This is a genomic window from Pseudomonas sp. MWU16-30317, assembly GCF_020515695.1.
Taxonomy (GTDB): domain Bacteria; phylum Pseudomonadota; class Gammaproteobacteria; order Pseudomonadales; family Pseudomonadaceae; genus Aquipseudomonas.
Map to the genome: position 1 here is coordinate 485,095 of NZ_JAIWJA010000003.1, position 24,700 is coordinate 509,794.

A 24,700-nucleotide genomic window follows, 5' to 3' on the forward strand; every position below is an offset into this window, starting at 1 on the left:
GGTGAGTAACACCGAACGATTCGCTGCTGTTCGGAGAGAATAGCATAATGGTGGCACCAGTGGCGGATGGACGGCCATCCTGAGCTCCATACAAAAGACGTTGAAAGCACAGAGTGAAACCAGCAATTGAGCCATGGCGATATAATTTTTCGCAAGCTCGTCGAGGCGTGGGACGGCCGCCTGTAGCCGGTTGTGTTGAAAAGGTCGGCTTCGGTTTCCACCGCAGAAATTGGGCGTCTGAGATTGAAGTCGGTGTCTTGCGCAGAGTATTTCAGGGGGCAGACTTGACATAGCGGTGCGCAAAAAAGGTGCTTTCACCGCTCAATGCCTGGGTAGCTAGGCCGGGTCGAATGTTTTCACCATAATCCGCCGATAGCAGCCGATCCTCATTAGCAGGATCAGGTCCTAATCAGAGCTTGAAACTCCATGACTTTTCTAGACGCCGCGCTAGTAGCCGGACGGTCAGTATGTAGTAATACTGTGTTGCCTGACTCTGTTCGCTCAAGCGATTCTCCAGAAACCACACCACATGCTTCCTTTGCCAAGTCCAAGGGTTTTCCCGCTGCCAGCGCTCTGCGATTGCAATCTGAATGATTCTTGCCTGGCGCACATGACGTTGCCGCGTTGCGTGCGAACCAATCAGCACTCCAGACAGGAACAGCTCCATATCGAATGGCTTACTCATGTCCGCCCTCCGATGTAGGCAGCGACCACATCGATCCTACCGTGCCCCAGCTCATAGCCGATTTGCATCCGGGCCGCTCGATCAAGGCGTGGATTCAACTGGCAACATTTACCACCGTTTATAGGCGCTCGATGTTGGGTGAGTTGCTCGTAGCGCTCACATGCATACGCCGCCCGTAGCTCGTGGAAGCCGTTGAGGTTGTGTGCATGAATGGTTTCGCGCGCAGGGCGGACGATGTCCTGAAGAATGCTCAAATAGCTTTCGTTCGACGCGATGAGGTTGCAGCTACTAGGAGGCGACACCTGCTTCGCAAACTCAAGCGCGCCACGAATATGGTCGTCCACCGTAATCCAGCGATGTGCTGATGCACCGGCGCGGCCGCCTTTGGTGCCGTCCTGAATGTTGATCTTGCCTAGGCTTTCAGCCTCACGGCTCAACCGTGGCAGATCAGCCAAGATGGCCTCACGCAAACGCATACCGGTGGCGCGTGCCAACTGCACGATCGCTGCGGCCCTTAGATGTTGGCGGCTGCAAAGCGCCTCGACTATTCGCTGTATGTGTTCGCGATCTTGCCCCTGCGGTACCGACTGCCGAACCCCGCAGCGCTTCATCCCCAACGCCTTACTCGGACTCACCACCTTCACATACTGATCACCGCGAAGCGCAGCCATGGTCCGGTTCACGCTGGAAATCCGGTTCTGCCCCGTACTGACCGCAAGCTCACCCCGCTCAACCTGACCACGAACGTACACCGCGTAATCAGCCAGGACTTGCCGATCAATCCGCCGCGCATCATTCACCCCAGGTCCATTCTCCGACCTGCACCACTTCACGAACGCCTGCCACCGATCCGCATGCGCCTTGACCGTGCCGAAATGCCCACCGCCGAACATATCTCTGAGCGCCATCGGCCCGGCGTAACTCAGTTGCCTGCCGTAGCCAAAATTCCTGCCATCCCGTTTCCCGACCAGTCCCATACCCTGCGCCCTCTATATATAGGTCCCGTACCGCGCCCCACGTCATCCCGCCAAGAATGCTGAGTGTTATCAGGGATCAAGGCCCCTGCGGCCTGTGGGTTGTGTCCACTAACGCGGGACTGGCGGCTCCTTACGGCCAAGAGCTTGGGCATCTCATGATCTGGCCCCCTGAGCACCGTTACCGGTGGGCGGGTGGAGGCTGCGTTGGCTGACGAAACCAGCGCCGCGAGATCCTGAGTCGAGTGAAGGCAGCGATGTGATGACCGGGGCGTGCCTGGCTGTCAGCCAGGTGCAGGCCATTCCGTGGTCTGCGGCACCATCATCTACGTCGCTGTTGCAGGTGAAATCAGCGTTTGTCACGCCGATTGTCACAAGGAGGGTTGCGGCAAAGCCCCGTCATCCGTGGGCTGCAGTACTGATTGGCGCGCCCGTCTCTTTCCTGATGAAAGAGACGGGCAAAGGGTGGGTTGGCGCATCTGAAATGGCCAAGCGGTTGGATTGCTGCTGCGTAGTAACCAAAAGGCACTGCCGCTGCGGCTGATTTTACTAGTAGGCCTCCATCACCCGTAGGTGACCGCACGAACTGCCGGACGCGAATCGTGCTTGGGTCGAACCACCCTCACCGGGAGTGACCTTTCAGGTTCTGGCCACATTGGCTGCCGCAGCAGCACTGTGAGCCTTCAGGTCTACACCTGTGGGCAAAAGTCGTCAAGCATCGAAAATTCAGTGAATTAGCGCCTGTGGATAAAACTATACACCGGTGGACATCAGTGGTTGTCCACAGACGTTTCGCTGTGCCAGCGCTTTTTCATTAAGGTTCGGTCCTTGTAAACAGGGCGGCTTGCCGCCCTGTTTACAAGGACCCGCGCGGAGGAGCGTCATGCGGCGCGGAGGGTAACTTCAGGAGGGGGCGGGGTGGTGGTGCTACGGGCTACTCGGTCCGCTTGGCACTGCGAATGCGCGTGACGTTCTCGCCGGCCAGGTTGGCAAACTCAAGGGGTGTCACATGCTCCACGCGGTTGGCCTCTATAAACCGGCTCCACCAGGTCATGATCATGCGGCGCTCTTCGAGAAACTCGGCCTTGTGGATATACGCGGCGCGCACGTTGTTACGTTCCTTGTGGCTCATCTGCCGCTCGATGGCCGTTTCTGACCACAACCCGGACTCCACCAACGCGCTGCATGCCATCGAGCGAAAGCCGTGGCCGCAGATGTCCGCTTTGGTGTCGTAGCCCATCGTTCTGAGCGCGGCGTTCACCGTGTTCTCGGACATCGGCTTCCACGGCTTGGCGTCGCCGGCGAACACGAGGTCGAATTTGCCGGTGATGGTGTAGATCTGTTCAAGCAACGCCACCGCATGCGGCGATAAGGGTACAACGTGGATGTCGCCGGCCATTTTTGTACCCCGAGTGGAAAAGGGTACTCCGTCGAGCGCCGGGCGGGTGTCGGGGATTTCCCAGATGCCGCGCTTGAGGTCGAACTCGTTCCAGCGGGCGAAGCGCAGTTCGCTGGAGCGCACGAACACGTGCAGCGAGAGCATCACGGTGAGGCGAGTGAGGGCGCGACCTTTGTAGGCGTCGATACGTGCCTGTAGGTCAGGCAGGCGCGATAAGGGTAGAGCGGGGCGGTGGGTCACCCGTGGTGCCTTGATGGCGCCATTGAGGTCATGGGAAGGGTTCACGGTAATCAGCCGCAGGCGCTTGGCTTCGCTCATGATGCTTTGCAGGTAGTTCTTGATCCGCAATGCCACGTCGATGGTGCCGCGCTTGGTCACGGCCTCCAGCGGCTGCATGAGGTCGTGGGTGTCCAGGTCGACGATGGCGCGGGCGCCGATGGCTGGGAACACGTGCGTCTTCAAGCGGCTGAGCACGGTCTTGGCGTGGCCGGGCGCCCATTTGGGCACCATGCCGGCGTGCCAGTCGAGGGCAACGCTTTCGAACGTGCGGCCGTTGACCACGGCTTGCACCTTGGCTTGTTGCTTGGACTGGATGGGGTCGATGCCGTTGGCGAGTTGCTGTTTGAGTTCGAAGCGCTTGCGCCGAGCATCGGCCAGCCCGACCACGGGGTAGCTGCCGAGGGAGGTGAGGCCTTCGCGGCCATCGGGCTTCACGTACCTGAGCCGCCAGCCTTTGCGGCCGTTGGGCTGTACGAGCAGATAGAGGCCGTCGCCGTCGAAGAGCTTGTACTCGCGTTCGCGGGGTTTGGCTGTACGGCAGGCGGTGTCGCTGAGGGGGGCGGTGGTCCTGGCCATAAGGGTACTTTCCAATATCGAATTGGTAGGTACCCTTAAATCTATCCTTATTCTCGCTGGTTGCCAGTGGAATCCGACGGAACGCCAAAACGAAAAAACCCGCCAAAAGGCGGGTTTTTCAAGGGTTCCAGAGATTTTGAAAGCCTTCTCTGGAACCTCAAATGGTGCCGGCACCAGGAGTCGAACCCGGGACCTACTGATTACAAGTCAGTTGCTCTACCAACTGAGCTATACCGGCGTGTTAGGGCGCTGATTATAGCCATACGCTCTCGGGAGTAAACCCCCTTGGGCACAATTTTTTCAAAGACTTACGCGATTCAGGCGAAAACCTTATGCACAATCGCGGTGCGCGAGCCTGGCCACCTCCATCGGTTTACATTTGCCAAAACAATCACCGCAACCTGCTGTTTTCTCTCTCATTTATTTTTGAACAAAAAATGACCATGCCATCATTTGCCCTAAAACCCCGGTAACAAAAGGGCAGCACGGATTTCTGTCAACAGAGTTATCCACAGCTGCTGAGGGTTTCAGCGGCAATCATCAGGTTGCGTGGGGTCATCGCGTAGGGGCAAAAAGTGCCGACCCGTACCGAGTAGCCGCGCTCTTGCAGGTACAGCGCGCGATCGAGCACCAGCCACAGCTCAAGCGGCCGTCTGAACAGGTTGCGGACCAATTCGAGGTTGCGCACCACGGCCAGGCGCGCTTCGCCTGCGCGCGCAAGTGCATCCCAGTCGGCAGAGGCGCATGTCAGGCCCTTGAGTGAAGCGAGGTGCCGGCAGTAATCCTCGAAAGGCTCGTCGAGCCAGGCTACGGGCAGCGAGGGTGTGGATAAGTACTCGTCCACCCCCCGTACCTGCCGCTGCCATAGGTCGAAGCCCAGGCGCCGAGCCATGGAGCGGTCGCGCTGGCGGCGTACGCGGGCGCCGGCGGTGACGGTTTCGCTGAGGGGCAGGCCTAGGTCGTCGCGGTCCAGGCGCAGGCTGGAGGCCGCAGCAGGAAGCGACAGGCCGTTGTAGCTATCCGCTGTAGTGCGGTTGTAGCAGCAGGGCGCGATTGCCAGCGAGCGACAGCCCACAGCAGAAGCCCGCTGCAGCAAGCGCACATGCAGGTCGCCGCAGGCATGCAGCGCCACCGGGGTGTGGATAGGAGATAACAACGGCCCCCGAGTGAGGACATCCTGCTCGACATGGTCGACCGCAAGCCGATGATGGTCACTCAGTGCCTGACCCGCCCGCACCAGCAACGGATCGTGTTCGAAACAGGTCAGGTGCTGATCGGCCTGCAGCAACCGCCGCCCAAGGTGGCCTTTGCCGGCGCACCAGTCGAGCCAGTGCTGCACGGGCTGGCGAAAGCCCAGATGGCTGCCGAAGGCTTCGATCTGTTGCCATTTGCGCCCAGGCACGTCGACGTTCAGGCGAGGCGTTGCTGCGGGCAGCGGCGTTAAAGGCAATTCCCCTACGTGGCTGAGCGAAGCACTGCAAGACGCCAATGCAGAAAAGATCCCGGGCGCCTCTAGCTGTTCGGGATGATTGTGCGCGGCCTCAGCCTGCTCGAGGCTGCGGCCCCGCAGCCAGCGTGCCAATTCGGGATGCTCGGCTTCCCAGGGCAGTACCAGCGACGTAAACGGCCGCGGCCGCCATAGCCCCTGATGCTTGACTAGAAACGCATCCAGCGCTGCAAACCGCGCCAGCAGCTCGGCGCCGTGCAGGTAAAGATCGGTCATGACCGTTCGTTATTGAATGCTGAACGGAAAGTAGCGGTCGTTGATTTTCTGGTAGGTGCCGTCGCGGATGATTTCCTGCAGTGCCTGATTGAGGCGTTCGCGCAGGGGGTCGCCTTTGCGCACGGCTATGCCGATCTTGTCGGCGGCGTCGATGGGTTTGTCCTTGAATTCGTAGTTTTTGCCGGCGTCGGTCTTCAGCCATTCGAACGTGGAGTATTTGTCGGCCAGGATCGCGTCGAGGTTGCCGGCGGCGAGTTCGTCGTAGAGCTCTTGCTGGGTGTCGTACAACAGGATGTTGGCGCTGGCGCCGAGGTTGTCCTGCAGCCAGCCGCCGGCGAACGTGTCGCGCTGGGCGCCGAGGTTCTTGCCGGCCAGCGAGGGCAGGTCGGTCGGCAGGTCGGTGGTGATGGGCGCCAGGAACTGCAGCTTGTTGGTGTAGTAGGGCGTGGTGAAGTCGACGGCTTCGAGGCGATCGGGGGTGATCGACATCGACGAGATCAGGAAATCGAAAGCGTTGTTGTTGAGCGCGGGGATGATCAGGTCCCAGTCGGAGGTGACCACTGTGCATTCGACTTTCATCTTGGCGCACAGGGCGTTGCCGATGTCGACGTCGAAGCCTACCACCTGGCCGCCGGGGTCGCGGCCGTTGAACGGCGGGTGACCGGCTTCGACGCCCATGCGCAGCGTTGCAGTCGGTGGCGTGTCTGGTGTATCTGCGGTTTCGTCGGCCATCGCACTGAAGCTGAAAGCCAGGCTGGCGACGGCGGCCAGTAGCAGTTTGATGACGCTGTGCATGGGGATGACGCTCCGTGTGGCGATCCGGCGATGTTGCCAGCTTTGCGATATGAGCGGAAAGCGGAATTTGGATCGAACGGCAGTGTATCGGTTCCCTGATGGGTCGGGTGGCTGAATCAATTCTTCAGTAATGGCACGAGCGTTCTGAATTTGCTCCGGTATCACCGTGAGTGCACCAAAGTGTTACTGAGTTGCTCTTTTTGGTGCGCTTTCTTCGTGCGCCAGTGGGTAGTTCCGTAATGGGTTGCACCTCTTTCCATAAATGCTAGCAATATCATGTGCTTGTTTTGCGGGCTCTAGCGCTAGGGTGGTGCAACTTTCATCTCTTGCTGAAACATTTTGGCGCATTTCTTGCGTAAATAATCTGCAACGGCATGTTGCTTTCCTTTAACGGGGCACGGGGTCGCCGGACTATTCGCCTATTTTTGCAAAGGTAGTCTCAATGAGCGGTACAAAATCCAACAATTTGGGGCAGGGGCTCAAGCAGCGCCATGTCACCATGCTGTCCATTGCTGGCGTGATTGGCGCTGGTCTGTTCGTGGGCTCCGGGCATGCGATCGCGCAGGCTGGGCCGGCGGTGCTGCTGGCCTATGCGGCGGCAGGGACGCTGGTGGTGCTGGTCATGCGCATGCTGGCCGAGATGGCCGTGGCGTCGCCCGACACTGGTTCGTTCTCCATCTATGCCGACCGTGCTATCGGTCACTGGGCCGGTTTCACCATTGGCTGGCTGTACTGGTGGTTCTGGGTACTGGTGATCCCCCTGGAGGCCAATGCGGCCGCCGGCATTCTGCACGCCTGGTTCCCAGGTATCGCGGTGTGGGTGTTCACGCTGGTGATCACCATTCTGCTAACCCTGACCAACCTGTTCAGCGTCAAGAACTACGGCGAGTTCGAGTTCTGGTTCGCGCTGGTCAAGGTGCTGGCGATCATCGCCTTCATCGTGCTGGGTGCGGCGGCGTTGTTCGGTTTGATTCCGGGCAGCCAGGTCAGTGGTGCCAGCCACATCTACGACACTCAGGGCTTCCTGCCTAACGGCATGGGCGCGGTCGTGGCAGCGATGCTGACCACCATGTTCTCGTTCATGGGGACCGAAATCGTCACCATCGCGGCGGCGGAATCCAAGGACCCAGGCACGCAGATCACCAAGGCCACCAACTCGGTGATCTGGCGGATCTTCCTGTTCTACCTTGTGTCGATCTTCATGGTCGTGGCCTTGGTGCCGTGGAACGATCCGCGCCTGGCGGCCGTTGGCTCCTACCAGACCGTGCTCGACCTGATCGGTATCCCCAACGCCAAGTTGATCGTCGATCTGGTCGTGCTGGTCGCGGTGACCAGCTGCCTGAACTCGGCGCTGTACACCTCTTCGCGCATGCTCTACTCGCTGAGCAAGCGCGGTGATGCCCCGTCCGCCGCCCAGCGCACCAGCAGTGCCGGTACGCCGTATGTAGCGGTGTGGATGTCGACTGCAGCGGCGTTCGTCGCGGTGTTCGCCAACTACGTGGCGCCGGCAGCCGTGTTCGATTTCCTGCTGGCCAGCTCCGGTGCCATCGCCCTGTTGGTGTACCTGGTGATTGCCGTGTCGCAACTGCGCATGCGTCAGAAGCGTGTGGCCGCGGGTGAGAAGATTGCCTTCAAGATGTGGCTGTTCCCGGGCCTGACCTATGTGGTCATCCTGTTCATCATCGGCGTGTTGACCACCATGGCCATCCGCCCGGCCAACCAGGTAGAGATTTTCGCTACCGGTCTGCTGACCATTCTGGTGGTGGCCGCTGGGCTGCTGGTGTCGCGTCGCCGCAAGGCGCTGCAGCCATCCGTTCAGGCTACCGCGCAGAGCTGGACGCCTGAGCGTTAAGCAGCAGGCGAAAAAAAACCGCCGTCAGCGATGACGGCGGTTTTTTTATGGGCGCAGGGTTGTCTGGGCGGGCCTCTTCGCGGGCAAGCCTTGCTCCCACAGATGTAAGGCGCTGCATCTGCTTGCACTGTGGGGGTCAGCAAATTATTTATACAACTCCGGCATCACATAATTCTTCACGATATAGATCGAGCCCTTTTCGCTCAGGTGCCCGTCATCGATCTGCAGCAGCGAGTTGTCGTCCCCCAGCCGTACCAGGCACGAGTTAGCGATGCACAGCTTGTCGATCAGCGAGACGAAATCCACGCTGCGCGCGTCGATGAGCTTGGGCATGGCGCGGTTGGCGGCCATGATCGACTGGTCCAGCGCCGCATCGGTGATATAGGCATCGTTGCCGCCCCAGTGGCGGTTGGCGATCACGCTCGGCAGCGACGGTGCCCATTGCGGCAACGGCCCCATCAGCACGATATGTTTGACCCCGTAGCTCTTCAGGCGCGCGGCAATTTCGCCCCATTGGGTCTTGTCGTGGTCGCTCTTCTGCGCCATCACCACCACGTCCGGGCGCAACGCCTGGATGCTGCTCAGGGCCAGGCGGTTGGAGTAGTTGCAGGCGATGCGCTTGTCGGTGCTGCGCCCGGTGTCGTCCGTGAGGCTGGGTTTGCAGCTGGCCGACGCCACCTGATAGAACGGCGTGCCTTTCGCCAGCTCGGTGCGCAGCCCCAGCGACAAGGCCTGGGCGTGGGAATCGCCCCACAGGAATACGCCGCCGTCGCCCTGCTTGCGGGTGCAGTCCGGGTCGATCGCCTGTTGATGGCGCTCGGTGAAGGCCGAGAAGGCGTCGCACTTGAGCCAGTAGGATTCGTAGAGGTTCTTCTGCCGTGTGGCGTAGTCCTGCACGAAGCGCGCGCGGTCCGACACGCTGACGGTGCGTAATGGCGTGACAGCGCCCTCGGTGGCATTCACCGCGGCGGCGCCGACGAACACCGAGGCGATCAAGGCGCTGACCTGCGCGAAGGCCCAGCGCCGCTTCGGGCTGGCCTTGCGCGACGACGGGCTTTCGATGAACCGGTACGAGGCCGCCGCCAAGACAAAGGCGCAGGCGATGCCGCCGATGATGTGCGGCGTGCTGTGCAGCGAGCCCGCGTAGCTGAGCAGCACCACCACGGGCCAGTGCCAGAGATACAGCGAGTAGGAAATTTTACCGGTCCACTGCGAAAAGCGGTTGTTGGTGGCCACGCTGTCCTGTCGCGCCGCGACGATCATCGCCAGGGTCCCGAGCACCGGCAACAGGGCCAGGTAGCCGGGCCAGATGTCGTCTTCACTCAGCAGCCCGAAGCTGGCCACCAGCATCAGCAGCCCGGCGCCTTCGAGCAGGCGCTGGTGGCGCACGCCGAGCTTGAGCGGGTACAGGCAGGCCACACCCCCCGCCAGCAGCTCCCAGGCGCGCGAGGGCAGCAGATAGAACGCCGGTTGCGGCCACCACAGCGAACTGGCCACACAGAAGCCAAAACCGGCCACACAGGCCGCCAGCACCACGCGACGCAGATAGCGCAGAGGCATCAGTTTGCTGAGTGCCAGCAGCGCGATGGGGTAGACCATGTAGAACTGCCACTCCACCGACAGCGACCAGGTGTGCAGCAGCCATTTTTCGTGGGCCGAGGCGGTGAAATAGCCGGCCTCGTTCCAGTAGGTGAAGTTGGAGAAGAAACCCAGGCTGCTGGCGATGTGCTTGCCCAGCTGGCTGTACTCCAGCGGCAGCAGGTAGAACCAGCCAGCGCCCAGCAGTACCGCGCACAAGACTGCCAGCGCCGGGATGATCCGTTGCGCCCGCGATTTGTAGAAGGCCAGCAGACCGAAGCTGCCGCTGTCCAGTTTGCGGAAGATGATGCCGGTGATCAAAAAGCCCGAGATCACGAAAAAGATATCGACCCCGGCAAAGCCGCCCGGCAGCCAGCCGGGGTTGAAGTGGAACAGCACCACGGCCACCACAGCGATGGCGCGCAAGCCGTTGATGTCTTTTCTGAAGTCCATGGTGCAGCTCCGGATTCGCCCCGCTGGGGGCGTTCAGGTCAGGTCGGGCAGATGGTCGGTGGTGGTCGGGGCATCGCGATTGTCGCGCAGGTCCTGAGCGCGGGCGGGGGTCGCCAGCAGCTTGGCCGATAGCGCGCGGCCGACCGCCAGGCCGAGGAACAGGTTGGAGGTGGCCACTTCGAACATGTCCGTGGTCCAGCCGATCATGATGATGCAGAAGCTGATCGCCAGCAGTGCGCGGCTCATCGGGTCCGGGCTGCGGATCAGCTTGAACAGCATCGGGATCTGCATCACGTACAGCGCCAGGCCGCCCAGCCCGAACAGCGCCCACAGGTACACGGCGCTGCTGTCGGAGCCGATCAGGCGTTCGGCGCCCACCACCGGAAACAGCGCCACGCTGCTGCCGAACAGGCCGAAGCCGGCGCCAGTGACACTCCAGTGGGCATCGTTCACGGCGTTGAAGGCGTTGGGCCAGGTGTTGACCAGGCGATCGTAGAACGAAGCGAAGCCGCCGGGATGGCTCACAGCGTTGGGGTCGAAGTCGTACAGCAGGCTGACGATCGGCAGCGCCAGCCCGATCAGCACGGTGATGATCATCAGGATGCGGCTGGTCCAGTGCAGGTTGAGGACCATCAGCAGTACCAGGGTCAGCAGGAATGCCATGGCCGGCGCCTTGCTGGTCGTCAGCACGATGCCGTACAGCGAGATCATGCCGATGATGAACAGCAGAATTTTCGAGCGCACGAACATCACCAGGTACAGGGTGTGCACGGCGATGATGATCGACAGCACGTTGGACACCCGGGCGAAGCCAGCCAGCCGATCGACCTCGTCCGCCGCCCAGGTGGTGTTGGCCGAGAGCTCCTGGCCGTTGAGGAAGTAGCTGTAGCCCTTCCACGGCAGGGTGGTGAATTTATCCGCCAGCACGCCGATCAGCGAAAACAACAGGCACAAGCTTACCGCCCAGCAGAACAGCCGCCGCCGATGCAGCAGGTGATCGCTGCACACCAGGCCGAACAGCAGCGGGCCGAAGTTGAACAGGGTGAAGGCGACGTTGTTGGGCGCCGCGCCATGCAGCATCGCCAGCAACGCCGAAAGCACCAGCAGCAACAGGCCCAGCCACAAGCCGCGCGAACTCTTCATGGAGTGCAGCTCAAGGGCGAACATCGCCACGCAGGCGGCCTTGGGCATGTACATCAAGGCCGACAGCCCGGCCTGGTCGAAATAGAAGCGCAGGGCGCCGGAAAAGGTTTCGACCACGATCAGGCTGATGGCCACCCAGACCACAACGGTGGATTTGTTGAAGCTCAGCACCGAGGCCTTGGGGCGGCTGGGGTAAACGGGAGTCGACAGCATAGGCCAGCCCTCCTGGGCGTGAATTTGGCGAGAGTCGTGAATAGGCGGAGGAGGGTGCTACGTGCAGGCGAGACGCCATGCTACCGCCCATTGAGCGGGTGGCCGTCAATCGGTGGTTCGATGTTTGGAGAGGGGGTGGCGGCGGCGAGGCGTCGCGGCTGACAGCGGTTGGGGCCTGGGATGGCCATGGCAACCGAGCGGACAGTTCACCGCCAATCGGGCGGGGTGTCAAACATTTTGTAAAACTTCCCGCCGGACGACTTGCGCCAGCGAGGCTTGCCCGCGAAGAGGCCAGTGCAGCCACCGCCAAATCCCAGGCAATAAAAAACCCGCACTAGGCGGGCCTTTTAATGTTTTCAGATACTGCGAACACCACCTGAAAACTGAAGAGTGGTGCCCAGAGACGGAATCGAACCGCCGACACGGGGATTTTCAATCCCCTGCTCTACCGACTGAGCTATCTGGGCAACGGGGCGCATTAAACTGGTTTTTCGAGGAGTCGTCAAGCGCGAGATCAAAAAAAATTGCAATTAATACCGTCGCTTACGAAATTCCCCTTTATTCAGCGGGCGGAACGTAGCCGTCGGCCTGGGCGTATTCCTCGCCGGACAGGTACTTGTCCATCTCGCCCTGAAGGAATTTGCGGTCCTCGGCGTTCATCATGTTCAACCGGCGTTCGTTGATCAGCAGGGTCTGGTGCTTCTGCCAGTCGGCCCAGGCCTTGGCCGAGACGTGATTGAAGATGTCTTCGCCTTTGGCGCCTGGGTATGGAGGGCGCTCCAGGCCAGGCAGTTCTTCTTTGTATTTGCGGCAGTTAACGGTGCGGGTCATTGCGACTCTCCTGAATTCAAGACTTCGGCCGCGCGTTTGAGCAGTTTCTTCACGGGGGCGGCTAGGCCCAGGCGCGGCGGGGTGGCGAGGTTATACCAGAGCCAGTCGGCCTCGGCCACGTGGCTGGCGTCGGCTTGCACTTCCACCAGCCAGGGTTCGATGGCCAGCTGAAAGTGACTGAAGGTGTGGGTGAGCGCGGGCAGGGCCTTGGGGGTGGCCATGTGCAGTGCGTGCTGGGCGGCCAGGTGCTCGATGTCGGCAAAGTCGTCCAGCTCGGGCAGGCTCCATAAACCGCCCCATAGGCCGGTGGAAGGGCGCCGGTACAGGAGGATGGCGCCGTCGCGGGCCAGCAGCGGCATCAGCGTGCGTTTTTGCGGGATGCTCTTGCGCGGCTTGGGGATCGGGTAGCGGATCTCGAGGCCGAGCATGTGCGCCTCGCAGCTGCGCTCCAGCGGGCACAGTAGGCAGCTGGGCTTGCTGCGGGTGCAGAGCGTGGCGCCCAGGTCCATCATCGCCTGGGTGTAGTCGTTGACGCGGCTGTGGGGCGTGTAGAGCTCGGCATTGGCCCACAGCGCCTTGGCCACCTTCGGCTCGCCGGGGTAGCCCTCCTGCGCGGTGTAGCGGGCTAGCACGCGCTTGACGTTGCCATCGAGGATCGGCGCGCGCAGGCCCATGCTGATGCTGGCGATGGCGCCTGCGGTCGACAGCCCGATGCCGGGCAGTTCGACGAGTTTTTCCACGTCTCGGGGGAATTCGCCGCCGTACAGGGCCACGACCATCTGCGCGGTCCGTTGCAGGTTGCGCGCGCGGGTGTAGTAGCCCAGTCCGGTCCACAGGTGCAGTACTTCGTCTTCCGGCGCCGCTGCCAAGGCTTCGACGGTGGGCAATGCCTCCATGAAGCGGTCGAAGTATTGGAGCACGGTGCTGACTTGCGTCTGCTGCAACATGATCTCCGAGACCCACACCCGGTACGGGTTGATGCCCTGCTGCCAGGGCAGGTCGTGGCGGCCATGGCGGTCGAACCACTCCAGCACGGCGCTGGAGAACTGTTCGGGGCTCATGCGCTGCCCGGTGTGCGGATTTCCATCAAGGGGCAGTGAGTTCATCGTTTGAACAACCCGCGCAGGGCGTCTTTGAGTTGGGGCGTCACTTTGTCTCCGAGTTTCTCTTCGATCTTGTCGCCGATGCGGTCACCGGCAGCCTTGGCGGCGACCTTGGCCAGGCCTTCGCGGTCGACGCGGCAGGCCTTGGCGCCCAGCTCCAGCGGGCCGCGGCACAGCAGCGGGAATTCGAGGTTGGCGAAGTTCTGGTTCACTTCGCAGGCCGGGTCGGGCATGTCGCTCTTGTCGCCTTCGACCAGCACGCCGACGTGGTAGTCCATGCCCAGCACGCGCAGGTCGATGGTGCCGTTGCCGCTGACGCTCAGGCCCGGGATGGCGACCTTGAGGTCCTGGTTGCTGGCCACACCGTTGCGGATCGCCAGGCTGCCGCCCAGTTGCTGGAACGGCGTATCGCGCCCGCGCGGCGTGCCGTTCAGCGTCTTGCGATTGAGGGTGGCGATGCCCTGGCAGACTTGCTGCTCGAGGTTGGCGTTGACCAGCACACCGTTATTGATGGCGAACCGCGCATTGCCGTTGAGGCCTTCGATCAAGGCCTTCTGGCTGTTGCCGGTACTGGTGAGGTTGCTGTCCAGGGTCAACAGGCCGGTGATGGTCGCCTTGGGGCTCTGGGTCTTGATGAACTGCTCGACCGGCACGCGATTGACCTTGGTCTGCAAGGCCAGCGCGGGGGCTTCAGGGCGCACGTCGAGGCTGCCGTGGGTTTCGAAGCTGCCGTCGAACAGGCCGCCACCGAGGGTCTGCAGGGTCAGCAGGCCGTCTTGCGCCTGGGCCTTGAGCGTGGCGTTGGCGATGGGCAGCTTGTCGAGGGTCAACTGGCCGAAGCTCAGGTCAGCCTGCAGATCGAGGCCGCGCAGGCGTTCGATCGGTAGCAGGCGATCGTCGCTCCAGGCACCCTTGCTGGGGGCATCTGGCAGCGGCGAATCCCCGGAGGCGGTGATCGCCGCTTCGCTGTCATTGACCTCGGACTGGCGCGCAGCGCTGACACTGGCGCTGTTCTGGCCTTTGGCAGGCAGGTAGCGGTCGGCGTCGAGCTTGTCGCCCTTGAGCTGCACCCGCAGCGACTGCTTGGCGAAGTCGTCCACCGCCAGGCGGCCAGTGTAGGTGCCGCCATCGAGCTGCAAGTTGAGGTCTTCCAGCGCCAGCGAGGTTTTCGAGCCGCTCAGGCGGGTGACCAGTTCGACCTTGTTGAGGGTGCTGGGGTCGGCCATGGCGGGCAGGTCGACGCCGATGCTGTCGAGAAAGGTGCGCAGGTTGAACTGGGCGATGGACAGGCCGCCGCTCAGTTGCGGGTTGCCGGACAGGTCGCGCAGGTGCAGCTCGCCCAGGGCGCGCAGCTGGTTGGCGGACAGCTTGAGGCCGGTCCAGTCGGCGACATTGGCGGCCTTGTCCAGCAGCAACTGGCCCTGGGCGCCGAAGGTCAATGTTTTGCCTTGCATCGGATCGCCCGAGGCTTCGCCGCTGAGCTTGAAGTCGCCGAACTGGTAGCGCTTCAGGGCGCGGTCGAAGCGCAGTTGGCCGGTGACCTCGGTGCGTGCCCGGAACTGCGGCATGTTGGTGCCCAGGAAGGCGGTGAAGTTGATCGGGATGTCGGTGTTGTCATGCACGGCACCGGTGCTCAACTGGATGCTTTCGGCGCTGTATTGTCGGCCGGTCTGCTCGTCGACGTAGCGCACGGTGGCGTTGTTGACGGTCAGGCTGTCGATGTCGAGCCTGACCGGGCGCGAATTGTTGTCGCCGGACGAGGTCGCGGGAGCACTGGCAGGCGCGTTCGGGTCGGTGCTGGCCGGGGTGGGCGCGGGCTTGCCGATGTCTTCCCAGTTGCCGTGGCCATTGGCGTCGCGGTCGAGGCTCAGGTTGAGGCCTTCGACGCGGATGTCGCTCATCTGCACTTCACGGCGCAGCAGGGGCAGGACACGCACCGAGAGGCCGAGCATCTGCAAGGTGGCGAACGGGGTCTTGGGGTTGCTCAAGGTGGCGACGCTGGCGTCGTGCAGTTCGAGGCCCAGCCAGGGGAACAGGCTCCAGCCGATGTCGCCCTTGAGGTCGAGCTCCACGTGCGCCTTGTTGCGGGCCAGCTGGCGGATCTCGTCCTTGTAGTCGTTGGGATCGAAGAAATGCGTGAGGGCGAAGCCCGCCGCCACAATGATCAGCAACAGCCCGAGTACGATGAGCCCCAGGATTTTGCCGAACGCTTTCATAGGCGAGTCCTTGTAGTTCGAAGTTCAGAATTCAGCCCGGGAGTATAACGTCCCTGCCGGCTTTTCAGGGCAGTGTAGAGCGCCGCGTCACGAATAAGACAAAATGCACTGGCAATGTGCTTTCACTTGGCAGGCCAGGTGGTAATCTTCCGCCTGATTGTGCATTCGTGCGACTAACTGTCGCATAAAGTGTCAGTTTTTCCGCAGGCCTGCCGATAAGACGATCGATTGCTTGCGTGCAACGGAGATCGCTGGGCAGTGGATGCTTCATGCGTCGTATAAAAAACACTTGAAGGGGTAATACAAATGAGCACGACACTTGCGGGCGGCGCAGAGTCTGCGCCGGCTTTCCTGTCCAAGGAGCGGATCATCGCCAAGCCCGGTTTCAACCGCTGGCTGGTACCACCGGCCGCGTTGGCCATCCACCTGTGCATCGGCATGGCCTATGGCTTCTCGGTGTTCTGGATTCCACTGTCCAAGGCGCTGGGAGTTACCAAAGCGGTAGCCTGCCCGGCGGACATGTCGTTCATCAGCCAGGTGTTCTCGTCCACCTGCGACTGGCCGATCTCCATGCTCGGCTGGATCTACACGCTGTTCTTCATCTTTCTCGGTTGCTCGGCAGCCATCTGGGGTGGTTGGCTGGAACACGCCGGCCCGCGCAAGGCCGGTGTGGTCTCGGCACTGTGCTGGTGCGGTGGCCTGGGGCTCTCGGCACTGGGTGTGTACACGCACCAGATCGTGCTGATGTGGCTGGGCTCCGGGGTGATTGGCGGTATCGGCCTGGGGCTGGGCTATATCTCGCCGGTGTCGACCCTGATCAAGTGGTTCCCGGACAAGCGCGGCATGGCGACCGGCATGGCGATCATGGGTTTCGGCGGCGGCGCGATGGTGGGTGCACCCTTGGCGGCAGCGCTGATGGGCCACTTCGCGACCCCGACCAGTGTTGGCGTATGGCAGAGCTTCGCAGTCATGGCCGTTATCTACTTCGTGTTCATGATGGCGGGCGCACTGCTTTATCGCGTCCCACCGACCGGCTGGAAGCCTGAAGGCTGGACCGCGCCGGCCAAGAGCACCAAGGCGATGATCACCAACCGTCACGTGCATGTCAGCGTGGCCTGGAAAACCCCGCAGTTCAGGCTGGTCTGGCTGGTGCTGTGCCTGAACGTTTCCGCTGGCATCGGCATCCTCGGCATGGCTTCGCCGCTGCTGCAGGAAGTGTTCGCCGGCAAGCTGCTGGGCAACACCCTGACCTTCAGCGAGCTGGACGCCGGGCAACTGGCGCAGATCGCTGCCATCGCCGCCGGCTTCACGGGCTTGCTGAGCCTGTTCAACATTGGTGGGCGGTTCTTCTGGGCATCGTTCTCGGACTACATCGGTCGCAAGAACACCTATTTCGTGTTCTTCGCGCTGGGCGTAGCGCTGTATGCACTGGTGCCGACGCTGGGTCATCTGGGCAGCATCGCGCTGTTCGTGGCGGCATTCTGTGTGGTGCTGTCGATGTACGGCGGCGGTTTCGCCACAGTGCCGGCCTACCTGGCGGACCTGTTCGGTACGCAGATGGTCGGCGCCATCCACGGTCGCCTGCTGACCGCCTGGGCCGCCGCTGGCGTGCTGGGCCCGGTATTGGTCAACTACCTGCGTGAGTACCAGTTGAGCATCGGCGTGCCGCGCGCAGCGGTCTACGACATCACCTTGTACATCCTCTCGGGCCTGCTGGTGCTGGGCTTCATCTGCAACGCCCTGGTGCGTCCGGTGGCCGACAAGTACTTCATGACCGACGAGCAACTGAAGGCCGAGCAGGCCATTGGTCATGACAAAGGCGCGGGCGGTTCGACCGTGCTGGAGTGGAAGGCCGATCCGAGCACCAAGCCCCTGGCCGTGGTGGCCTGGCTGGTGGTGGGGATTCCGCTGGCGTGGGGTGTGTGGGTGACGTTGCAGAAGACTGCGGTGTTGTTCCACTAAACGCTCGCGTCCCCTGCGGGCTCTGCCCGCGAAGCCTTTACCGCTTCGCGGGCAGAGCCCGTTGCCACATTGGGACTGCGGTGGGTGTTTAGCCTTTTATCCGATTTTTCGTCCATTTCACCGTTCTGTTTCTGTTTGGCGCCCGGCGGCCTATAATGCTCGCCTTTTTTCGCTCAAATGAGTTGCGGAGCTGGTGATGGCCGAACGTAAGGCGTTCGTCGAGCGCGATACCCTGGAAACCCAGATCAAAGCCTCGATCAACCTGGATGGCACCGGAAAGGCCCGATTCGATATCGGCGTGCCTTTTCTTGAACACATGCTCGACCAGATCGCCCGCCACGGGCTGATCGACCTCGACATCGAGAGCAAGGGCGACCTGCACATCGACGACCACCACACGGTCGAAGACGTGGGTATCACCCTGGGCCAGGCTTTTTCCAAAGCCATCGGCGACAAGAAAGGCATCCGTCGCTACGGCCACGCCTATGTGCCGCTCGATGAAGCGCTTTCGCGTGTGGTCATCGACTTCTCCGGCCGCCCCGGCCTGCAGATGCATGTCCCCTATACCCGCGCCACCGTTGGTGGTTTCGACGTCGACCTGTTCCAGGAATTCTTCCAGGGCTTCGTCAACCACGCCAACGTCACCTTGCACATCGACAATCTGCGTGGGCACAACACCCATCACCAGATCGAGACCGTGTTCAAGGCGTTCGGGCGCGCGCTGCGCATGGCCGTCGAGCTCGACGACCGCATGGCCGGGCAAATGCCGTCGACCAAGGGCGTGCTGTAATGCAGACGGTAGCCGTGATCGACTATGGCATGGGCAACCTGCACTCGGTGGCCAAGGCCCTGGAGCACGTCGGTGCCGGCAAGGTACTGATCACCAGCGACGCGGCCGTCATCCGTGAAGCCGACCGCATTGTATTCCCCGGCGTTGGCGCGATCCGCGACTGCATGGCCGAAATCAAGCGCCTGGGCTTCGACGACTTGGTGCGCGAGGTCAGCCGCGATCGGCCGTTCCTCGGCATCTGCGTGGGCATGCAGGCCTTGATGGACCGTAGCGAAGAGAACGCCGGCGTCGATTGCATCGGCGTCTTCCCCGGCCAGGTACGCTTCTTCGGCAAGGACTTGCATGAAGACGGCGCGCACCTGAAGGTCCCGCACATGGGCTGGAACGAAGTCGCCCAGGCGGTGGATCACCCGCTGTGGCACAACATTCCGGACTTGGCGCGCTTCTACTTCGTGCACAGCTTCTACATCGAGGCGGCCAAGGCAGGCCAGGTGGTCGGCCGCGGCCATTACGGCCTCGATTTTGCCGCCGCATTGGCTGAAGGCTCACGCTTCGCCGTGCAGTTCCACCCGGAGAAAAGCCACACCCACGGCCTGCAGTTGCTGCAGAACTTCGCCGCCTGGGATGGTCGCTGGTAAATGGCCAAGCCGAAAAAGCCGCCGATTCTCACGCTCACACCCGAGCAGGAGAGCGAAGCCAACCACAAGATCAAGCGCTTGATGCAAGAGCGCTTCGATCTGGACCTGGGCACCTTCGAAGCGGCCGAGATCCTTGAGCTTTTTACCCGCGAAATTGCTCCGCACTATTACAACAGGGCGATTTTCGACGCTCAGGCGCTGGTCAAAGAGCGCTTCGAGAGCCTCGAAATCGACCTGTGGGCGCTCGAGAAGGACAGCTGAAGAAGAGCAGCTTCAAGCTTCAAGCAAAAGCCAGACGCTGTATCTCGACTCGACGCAAAACCTCTTGCAGCTTGCAGCTAATAGCTTGCAGCTCTTTTGACGAAGGAAAAAGCATGCTTATCATTCCCGCTATCGATCTCAAGGACGGTGCCTGCGTGCGCTTGCGCCAGGGCCGTATGGAAGATTCCACGGTGTTCTCCGATGATCCGGTGAGCATGGCGGCCAAGTGGGTCGATGGCGGCTGCCGTCGGCTGCACCTGGTGGACCTCAACGGCGCCTTCGAAGGCCAGCCGGTCAACGGCGAGGTTGTCACCGCCATCGCCAAGCGCTACCCGCAACTGCCGATCCAGATCGGCGGCGGCATCCGCTCGCTCGAGACCATCGAGCACTACGTCAAGGCCGGCGTCAGCTACGTGATCATCGGCACCAAGGCGGTCAAGCAGCCGGAGTTCGTCGCCGAGGCCTGCAAAGCCTTCCCGGGCAAGATTATCGTCGGCCTGGACGCCAAGGACGGTTTCGTCGCCACCGACGGCTGGGCTGAAATCAGCACCGTGCAGGTCATTGACCTGGCCAAGCGCTTCGAGGCCGATGGCGTCTCGGCGATCGTCTACACCGACATCGCCAAGGACGGCATGATGCAAGGCTGCAACGTGCCGTTCACCGCCGCGCTGGCCGCTGCCACGCGGATTCCGGTGATCGCTTCCGGCGGCATCCACAACCTGGGCGACATCCGGGCTTTGCTGGACGCCAAGGCACCGGGCATCATCGGCGCCATTACCGGTCGCGCGATCTATGAAGGCACGCTGGATGTGGCTGAGGCGCAAGCCTTCTGCGACAGCTATGAAGGCAGCGGCAAGCTTTAAGCGGCAAGCTGCAAGTAACGGCAGTCCGCAATTGCCTTTACTTGCAGTGCCACGTATCACCAGCCACCCGCGATCAGCTTGCAGCTGACAGCTTGCAGCTCTTAATCGGAGATTAAGCCCATGGCCTTGGCCAAACGCATCATTCCCTGCCTTGACGTCGACAACGGTCGGGTGGTCAAAGGCGTCAAGTTCGAGAACATCCGTGACGCGGGCGATCCGGTAGAAATCGCCCGCCGCTACGACGAGCAGGGCGCGGACGAGATTACCTTCCTGGACATCACCGCCAGTGTCGATGGCCGCGATACCACACTGCACACTGTCGAGCGCATGGCCAGTCAGGTGTTCATTCCGCTGACCGTGGGCGGCGGTGTACGCACCGTGGCGGATATCCGCAACCTGCTCAACGCCGGTGCCGACAAGGTTTCGATCAACACCGCCGCAGTGTTCAATCCCGAGTTCGTCGGCGAGGCAGCAGCGCGTTTCGGCTCGCAGTGCATCGTCGTCGCCATCGACGCCAAGAAGGTCTCCGGGCCTGGTGAAGAGCCGCGCTGGGAAATCTTCACCCATGGCGGTCGCAAGCCCACCGGGCTGGATGCAGTGCAGTGGGCGATGAAGATGGAAGGCCTGGGGGCCGGTGAGATTCTGCTGACCAGCATGGACCAGGACGGCATGAAGAACGGCTTCGACCTGGGCGTGACCCGGGCCATCAGCGATGCGCTGGGCATTCCGGTGATTGCTTCGGGAGGTGTGGGCAACCTTCAGCACTTGGCCGATGGCGTGCTGCAAGGGCATGCGAGTGCGGTGCTGGCGGCGAGTATTTTCCACTTTGGCGAGTACACGGTGCCTGAAGCCAAGGCGTTCATGGCGGCGCAGGGGATTGTTGTTCGCTGATTTTTTGCATGACGTGACGGCCCCTTCGCAAGCAAGCTTTGCTCCCACAGGTGCATGACTCCGGAGCGGTGTGCACGGTAGGAGCAAAGCTTGCTCGCGAAGAGGCCCGCAAGTACGACGCACATCATTCCCGGGTGATGGCAATTAGCCTCATTGCTGCTGGACAGATGCATCATCCCCCGGCACTCTGCTAGTTGCCGTGTCTGTGGGGGTAAGCGTTCATGTTCAATCGTCTGATGTTCGTTCTGTTGTGCTGCTGTGCATTCGCGGTTCGTGCGCAGGACACGAGCGACCAGCCCATCGTGCTGCTCACCGAAAACTTCCCTCCCTACAACATGGCTGACGACGGCAAAAACTTCGCCACCGACACGCATATCCGCGGTATCGCCGCCGACCTGGTGCGCGAGATGTTCAAGCGTGCCGACATTCCCTACAGCCTGACGCTGCGTTTCCCTTGGGAGCGCATCTACAAGCTCGGCCTGGAGAAGCCCGGTTACGGGGTCTTCGTGATGGCGCGTTTGCCCGAGCGTGAGAACTCGTTCAAGTGGGTCGGGCCATTGGGGCCGGATGACTGGATCTTGCTGGCGCGCGCGGACAGCCCGATCAAGCTGGACACGCTTGAGCAGGCCCGCGCATACAAGATCGGCGCGTACAAAGGCGATGCCATCGAGCTCAGCCTGACCGAGAAGGGTATGAACCCGGTGATCGCCCTGCGCGACCAGGACAACGCCAGCAAGCTCAAGGCCGGGGAAATCGACCTATGGGCCACGGGTGATCCGGCGGGGCGCTACCTGGCGCGGCAGCTGGGGATTACCGATCTGAAGACCGTACTGCGCTTCAACAGCGCGTCGTTGTTCCTCGCGCTGAACAAGAACACCCCGGACGAGGTGGTCGCCAAGCTGCAGATGGCCCTGGATGAAATGCGCAGCCAGGGGTTTGTGGATGAGGTGATGGGGCGGTATTTGTAAGGCGTGGTGGCCCATTCGCGGGCAAGCCTTGCTCCTACAGAGACCTGTAGGAGCCAGGGCGCGCGTTCGCCGGCGAAGGGGCCCTTGAGGCCCCTATCACTGCCCGTCGACCTGCTCGGGCCGTCCCGCCGCAGGATCCATCGGCGTTGGATCAGGCGAACCAAAGTCTGGATCCGGCCCAGGTTCCGGCACTTCGTTCGGATCACCCGACGGCACCGTGATCGGCGTGGGGGCAGGCACCGCTACCGGCACTGCGACCTTGGAAGTACCCGGCTTTTCCGGCTTCGGCTTCGGCGGCGCGACAGTGTTGGCCGCCGCATTGTGATAAACGCCATCTTTGCCATGGGCCGCAATCGCCCGATTGCCGCGCACGGTCACCATTTCCTTGATCGGAATCCAGGTCACCCCCTGGCTCGCCAGTTTCGGCAGTTCCCGGTCCAAAACGTCAAGCGTCTGCGGATAAGGATGGCCGATGATCACCACGCTGCCATGCTTGTGGGCGAACTTGATTGCCGTCTGCAATTGGCCATAGATCGCTTCGGGCGTGCGCACGTCGTCGAGGAATACATCCCGGGACAGACTCGACAGACCGATCTCCTGGGCCTTGGCGGCGGCCACGGTCTTGGCGGTGGTGCGGCTGTCGAGGAAGAACATCCCGCGCTGTTTCAACTGGCCCATGAGCATGGCCATCGCGTCGGGCTGCACGGTCATGCCGCTACCCTCGTGATTGTTCATGCCGGACGCGAAGGGGACTGCCTTGAACGCCGCATCGAGGCGCTTCTGCAGTTCGGCCATGGGCAGCCCGGGGTGCCAGGCGAAAGGCCCAGTGGCGGGGTCCATGGGCATATGGATGATCACGGTCTTGCCAGCTTTGTGAGCCTGGCCAGCAAAGTCGGCAGCGTGGGGTGTGTCGGGCATGATCGCCAAGGTCACCGGCCCGGGCAGCGCCAGCGCGCGACTATCGCGCGAGGGTGTTTGCCCCAGATCATCGATGACCAGCGTCAGGTAGGCCGGGCTGTCCGACGCGGCATGGGCCGCGCCGGTCAGGCAGCAGAGCAACAGCAGGCAGAGCGTGCGCATACTCAATTGTTGCGAGTCACGCTCAGGCCCTTGAGCAGGCTCAGGGCCTGGCTCAGCTGGAAGTCGTCATCCTGCGGCCGCGCCTTGTTGGTCTTGGCCGGTGCCTTGCCCGACGGGCTCGGACGCTCGGCGCCGCCGTTGCCATTGCCCAGGTGACCTTGCAGATCGGCTTCCTTGAAGCTCTCGGGGTCGGACTCGTTGGTAATCTTGGCAGGGCGCACCTCGACATCCGGCACGATGCCCTGGGCCTGGATCGAGCGGCCGTTGGGCGTGTAGTACAGCGCGGTGGTGATCTTCAGTGCGCGGTCATTGGCCAGCGGCAGCACGGTCTGTACCGAGCCCTTGCCGAAGCTGTCGGTGCCCATGAGGATGCCGCGCTTGTGATCCTGCAGGGCGCCGGCGACGATTTCCGAGGCCGAGGCGCTGCCGCCGTTGATCAGCACCACCAGCGGTACGGCTTCGCTCAGGTCGTGACCGGTGGCCGAGAAGCGCAGTTCGGAGTTGGCGATGCGGCCCTTGGTGTAGACGATCAGACCGCTGCTGATGAAGTGGTCGACCACCTCGACAGCCGCCTGCAGCACGCCGCCAGGGTTGTTGCGCAAGTCCAGCACCAGGCCGTTGAGCTTCTTGTTGTTGTCCTTGCGCAGTTTGGCCAGGGCGGCGGCGACTTCTTCGCCGGTCTTGACCTGGAACTGCGTAATGCGGATGTAGCCGTAGCCGTTTTCCAGCATCTGCGCCTTGACGCTCTTGACCTGAATGGTGGCGCGGGCAAGGGTTACGTCGAAGGGGTTGCCGCCGTCGCGCACCAGCGTGAGGGTGATCTTTTCGCCGATCTTGCCGCGCATCTTGTCGACGGCTTCGGTCATGGTCTGGCCGCGGGTGGGCTGGCCGTTGATCTTGACGATCAGGTCGCCGGCCTGGATGCCCGCCTTGGTGGCAGGGGTGTCGTCGATGGGCGAGACCACCTTGACGAAGCCGTCGTCCACGCCGACCTCGATGCCCAGGCCGCCGAACTCGCCGCTGGTGCTCTCCTGCAGCTCCTGGAAGTCTTCCGGGCCAAGGTAGGCGGAGTGCGGGTCGAGGTTGCTGAGCATGCCCTTGATGGCATTTTCCAGCAGGGTCTTGTCATCAACGGGTTCGACATACGCCGCCTTGATGCGGTCCATGACCTCGGCGAAGGTGCGCAGCTCTTCGAGCGGCAACGGCGGCTTGGCAGCAGCCGGAGCGGGCGAAGCGGTCGGCGCCTTGGCAGGGATGGTGGTGGCCGGGATCGACGCGGGAGGCGTCGGCGACGGCGCTACCGGATCGGCGGCATGGGCCAGGGGCGCGCCGATGGCGACGGCGATCGTCAGGGCCAGCGAGGTAAGGCGGGACAGATGCAGCATGTCGAACAACTCCTAATCCTGGTTTTGCGCCTTTCGGGGCAT

At 62.2% G+C, this 24,700-nt stretch carries 19 protein-coding genes, 2 tRNA genes and 1 pseudogene; 8 read left to right on the top strand and 14 right to left on the bottom strand.

The genetic code is table 11. From position 1 onward, the window contains the following. Window positions 1-409 precede the first annotated feature (409 nt). The 6 genes from LIX93_RS11275 to LIX93_RS11300 all read right to left on the bottom strand — a co-directional run bounded on the left by LIX93_RS11275 (window position 410) and on the right by LIX93_RS11300 (window position 6,431). A complete protein-coding gene (locus LIX93_RS11275) occupies window positions 410-685 on the bottom strand; it encodes a hypothetical protein (RefSeq protein ID WP_226504120.1) in 276 nt (91 codons plus the stop codon). After that, window positions 682-1,662, bottom strand: coding sequence for an integrase domain-containing protein (locus LIX93_RS11280; RefSeq protein ID WP_226504121.1), 981 nt, complete (start codon window positions 1,660-1,662; stop codon window positions 682-684). Before LIX93_RS11280 ends, LIX93_RS11275 begins: the two co-directional genes overlap by 4 nt. A 931-nt stretch (window positions 1,663-2,593) precedes the next feature. Further along, window positions 2,594-3,913 (bottom strand): integrase arm-type DNA-binding domain-containing protein, encoded by a 1,320-nt coding sequence (locus LIX93_RS11285; RefSeq protein WP_226504122.1) that lies wholly within the window; start codon window positions 3,911-3,913, stop codon window positions 2,594-2,596. A gap of 162 nt (window positions 3,914-4,075) precedes the next feature. Then, window positions 4,076-4,151, bottom strand: a tRNA-Thr gene (locus LIX93_RS11290). A 267-nt stretch (window positions 4,152-4,418) separates the two neighbouring features. Continuing rightward, the gene (locus LIX93_RS11295; protein ID WP_226504123.1) at window positions 4,419-5,636 is read right to left on the bottom strand and encodes a methyltransferase; all 1,218 of its coding nucleotides are present in this window, start codon (window positions 5,634-5,636) and stop codon (window positions 4,419-4,421) included. Between the two features lie 9 nt (window positions 5,637-5,645). Then, complete coding sequence (locus tag LIX93_RS11300; protein WP_226504124.1) at window positions 5,646-6,431, bottom strand: transporter substrate-binding domain-containing protein; 786 nt, start codon at window positions 6,429-6,431, stop codon at window positions 5,646-5,648. Window positions 6,432-6,873: 442 nt separating this feature from the next. Here LIX93_RS11300 and gabP point away from each other — a divergent pair, with 442 nt between their 5' ends. After that, on the top strand, window positions 6,874-8,283 hold the full coding sequence (gene gabP / locus LIX93_RS11305; RefSeq protein WP_226504125.1) for a GABA permease: 1,410 nt from the start codon (window positions 6,874-6,876) through the stop codon (window positions 8,281-8,283). Window positions 8,284-8,427: 144 nt separating this feature from the next. Here the strand turns inward: gabP and LIX93_RS11310 are convergent, their stop codons facing one another. The 6 genes from LIX93_RS11310 to LIX93_RS11335 form a co-directional block, all read right to left on the bottom strand. Then, window positions 8,428-10,314: an acyltransferase family protein gene (locus LIX93_RS11310; RefSeq protein ID WP_226504126.1), complete on the bottom strand. Its 1,887-nt coding sequence runs from the start codon at window positions 10,312-10,314 to the stop codon at window positions 8,428-8,430. Window positions 10,315-10,347: 33 nt separating this feature from the next. Beyond that, window positions 10,348-11,670, bottom strand: a complete 1,323-nt coding sequence (locus tag LIX93_RS11315; protein WP_226504127.1) for a hypothetical protein — start codon at window positions 11,668-11,670, stop codon at window positions 10,348-10,350. A gap of 391 nt (window positions 11,671-12,061) precedes the next feature. Then, a tRNA-Phe gene (locus tag LIX93_RS11320) sits at window positions 12,062-12,137 on the bottom strand. A gap of 91 nt (window positions 12,138-12,228) precedes the next feature. Next, window positions 12,229-12,501: an oxidative damage protection protein gene (locus LIX93_RS11325; RefSeq protein ID WP_226504128.1), complete on the bottom strand. Its 273-nt coding sequence runs from the start codon at window positions 12,499-12,501 to the stop codon at window positions 12,229-12,231. Next, window positions 12,498-13,562, bottom strand: a complete 1,065-nt coding sequence (mutY, locus tag LIX93_RS11330; protein WP_226504452.1) for an A/G-specific adenine glycosylase — start codon at window positions 13,560-13,562, stop codon at window positions 12,498-12,500. The genes LIX93_RS11325 and mutY overlap by 4 nt, the downstream gene beginning before the upstream one ends. Window positions 13,563-13,603: 41 nt before the next feature. Then, a complete protein-coding gene (locus LIX93_RS11335) occupies window positions 13,604-15,820 on the bottom strand; it encodes an AsmA family protein (RefSeq protein ID WP_226504129.1) in 2,217 nt (738 codons plus the stop codon). A 306-nt stretch (window positions 15,821-16,126) separates the two neighbouring features. Here LIX93_RS11335 and LIX93_RS11340 point away from each other — a divergent pair, with 306 nt between their 5' ends. The 7 genes from LIX93_RS11340 to LIX93_RS11370 all read left to right on the top strand — a co-directional run bounded on the left by LIX93_RS11340 (window position 16,127) and on the right by LIX93_RS11370 (window position 22,193). Beyond that, window positions 16,127-17,782: an OFA family MFS transporter gene (locus LIX93_RS11340; protein WP_226504130.1), complete on the top strand. Its 1,656-nt coding sequence runs from the start codon at window positions 16,127-16,129 to the stop codon at window positions 17,780-17,782. A 196-nt stretch (window positions 17,783-17,978) separates the two neighbouring features. Beyond that, the gene (gene hisB / locus LIX93_RS11345; RefSeq protein ID WP_062379429.1) at window positions 17,979-18,572 is read left to right on the top strand and encodes an imidazoleglycerol-phosphate dehydratase HisB; all 594 of its coding nucleotides are present in this window, start codon (window positions 17,979-17,981) and stop codon (window positions 18,570-18,572) included. Further along, window positions 18,572-19,210: an imidazole glycerol phosphate synthase subunit HisH gene (gene hisH / locus LIX93_RS11350; RefSeq protein ID WP_226504131.1), complete on the top strand. Its 639-nt coding sequence runs from the start codon at window positions 18,572-18,574 to the stop codon at window positions 19,208-19,210. The genes hisB and hisH overlap by 1 nt, the downstream gene beginning before the upstream one ends. Continuing rightward, window positions 19,211-19,471 (top strand): DUF2164 domain-containing protein, encoded by a 261-nt coding sequence (locus LIX93_RS11355; RefSeq protein WP_226504132.1) that lies wholly within the window; start codon window positions 19,211-19,213, stop codon window positions 19,469-19,471. A 113-nt stretch (window positions 19,472-19,584) separates the two neighbouring features. Continuing rightward, a complete protein-coding gene (gene hisA, locus LIX93_RS11360; RefSeq protein WP_226504133.1) occupies window positions 19,585-20,334 on the top strand; it encodes a 1-(5-phosphoribosyl)-5-[(5-phosphoribosylamino)methylideneamino]imidazole-4-carboxamide isomerase in 750 nt (249 codons plus the stop codon). A 120-nt stretch (window positions 20,335-20,454) separates the two neighbouring features. Beyond that, on the top strand, window positions 20,455-21,225 hold the full coding sequence (gene hisF / locus LIX93_RS11365; protein ID WP_226504134.1) for an imidazole glycerol phosphate synthase subunit HisF: 771 nt from the start codon (window positions 20,455-20,457) through the stop codon (window positions 21,223-21,225). Between the two features lie 221 nt (window positions 21,226-21,446). Then, a complete protein-coding gene (locus LIX93_RS11370; protein ID WP_226504135.1) occupies window positions 21,447-22,193 on the top strand; it encodes an ABC transporter substrate-binding protein in 747 nt (248 codons plus the stop codon). Window positions 22,194-22,517: 324 nt separating this feature from the next. Here the strand turns inward: LIX93_RS11370 and LIX93_RS11375 are convergent. Both LIX93_RS11375 and LIX93_RS11380 read right to left on the bottom strand, forming a co-directional pair. Beyond that, window positions 22,518-23,273 (bottom strand): annotated as a pseudogene (locus LIX93_RS11375) (divergent polysaccharide deacetylase family protein); the annotation flags it as partial. A 2-nt stretch (window positions 23,274-23,275) separates the two neighbouring features. Next, entirely contained in the window at window positions 23,276-24,658 is a 1,383-nt protein-coding gene (locus tag LIX93_RS11380) for a S41 family peptidase (RefSeq protein ID WP_226504136.1), read from the bottom strand. Window positions 24,659-24,700 lie beyond the last annotated feature (42 nt).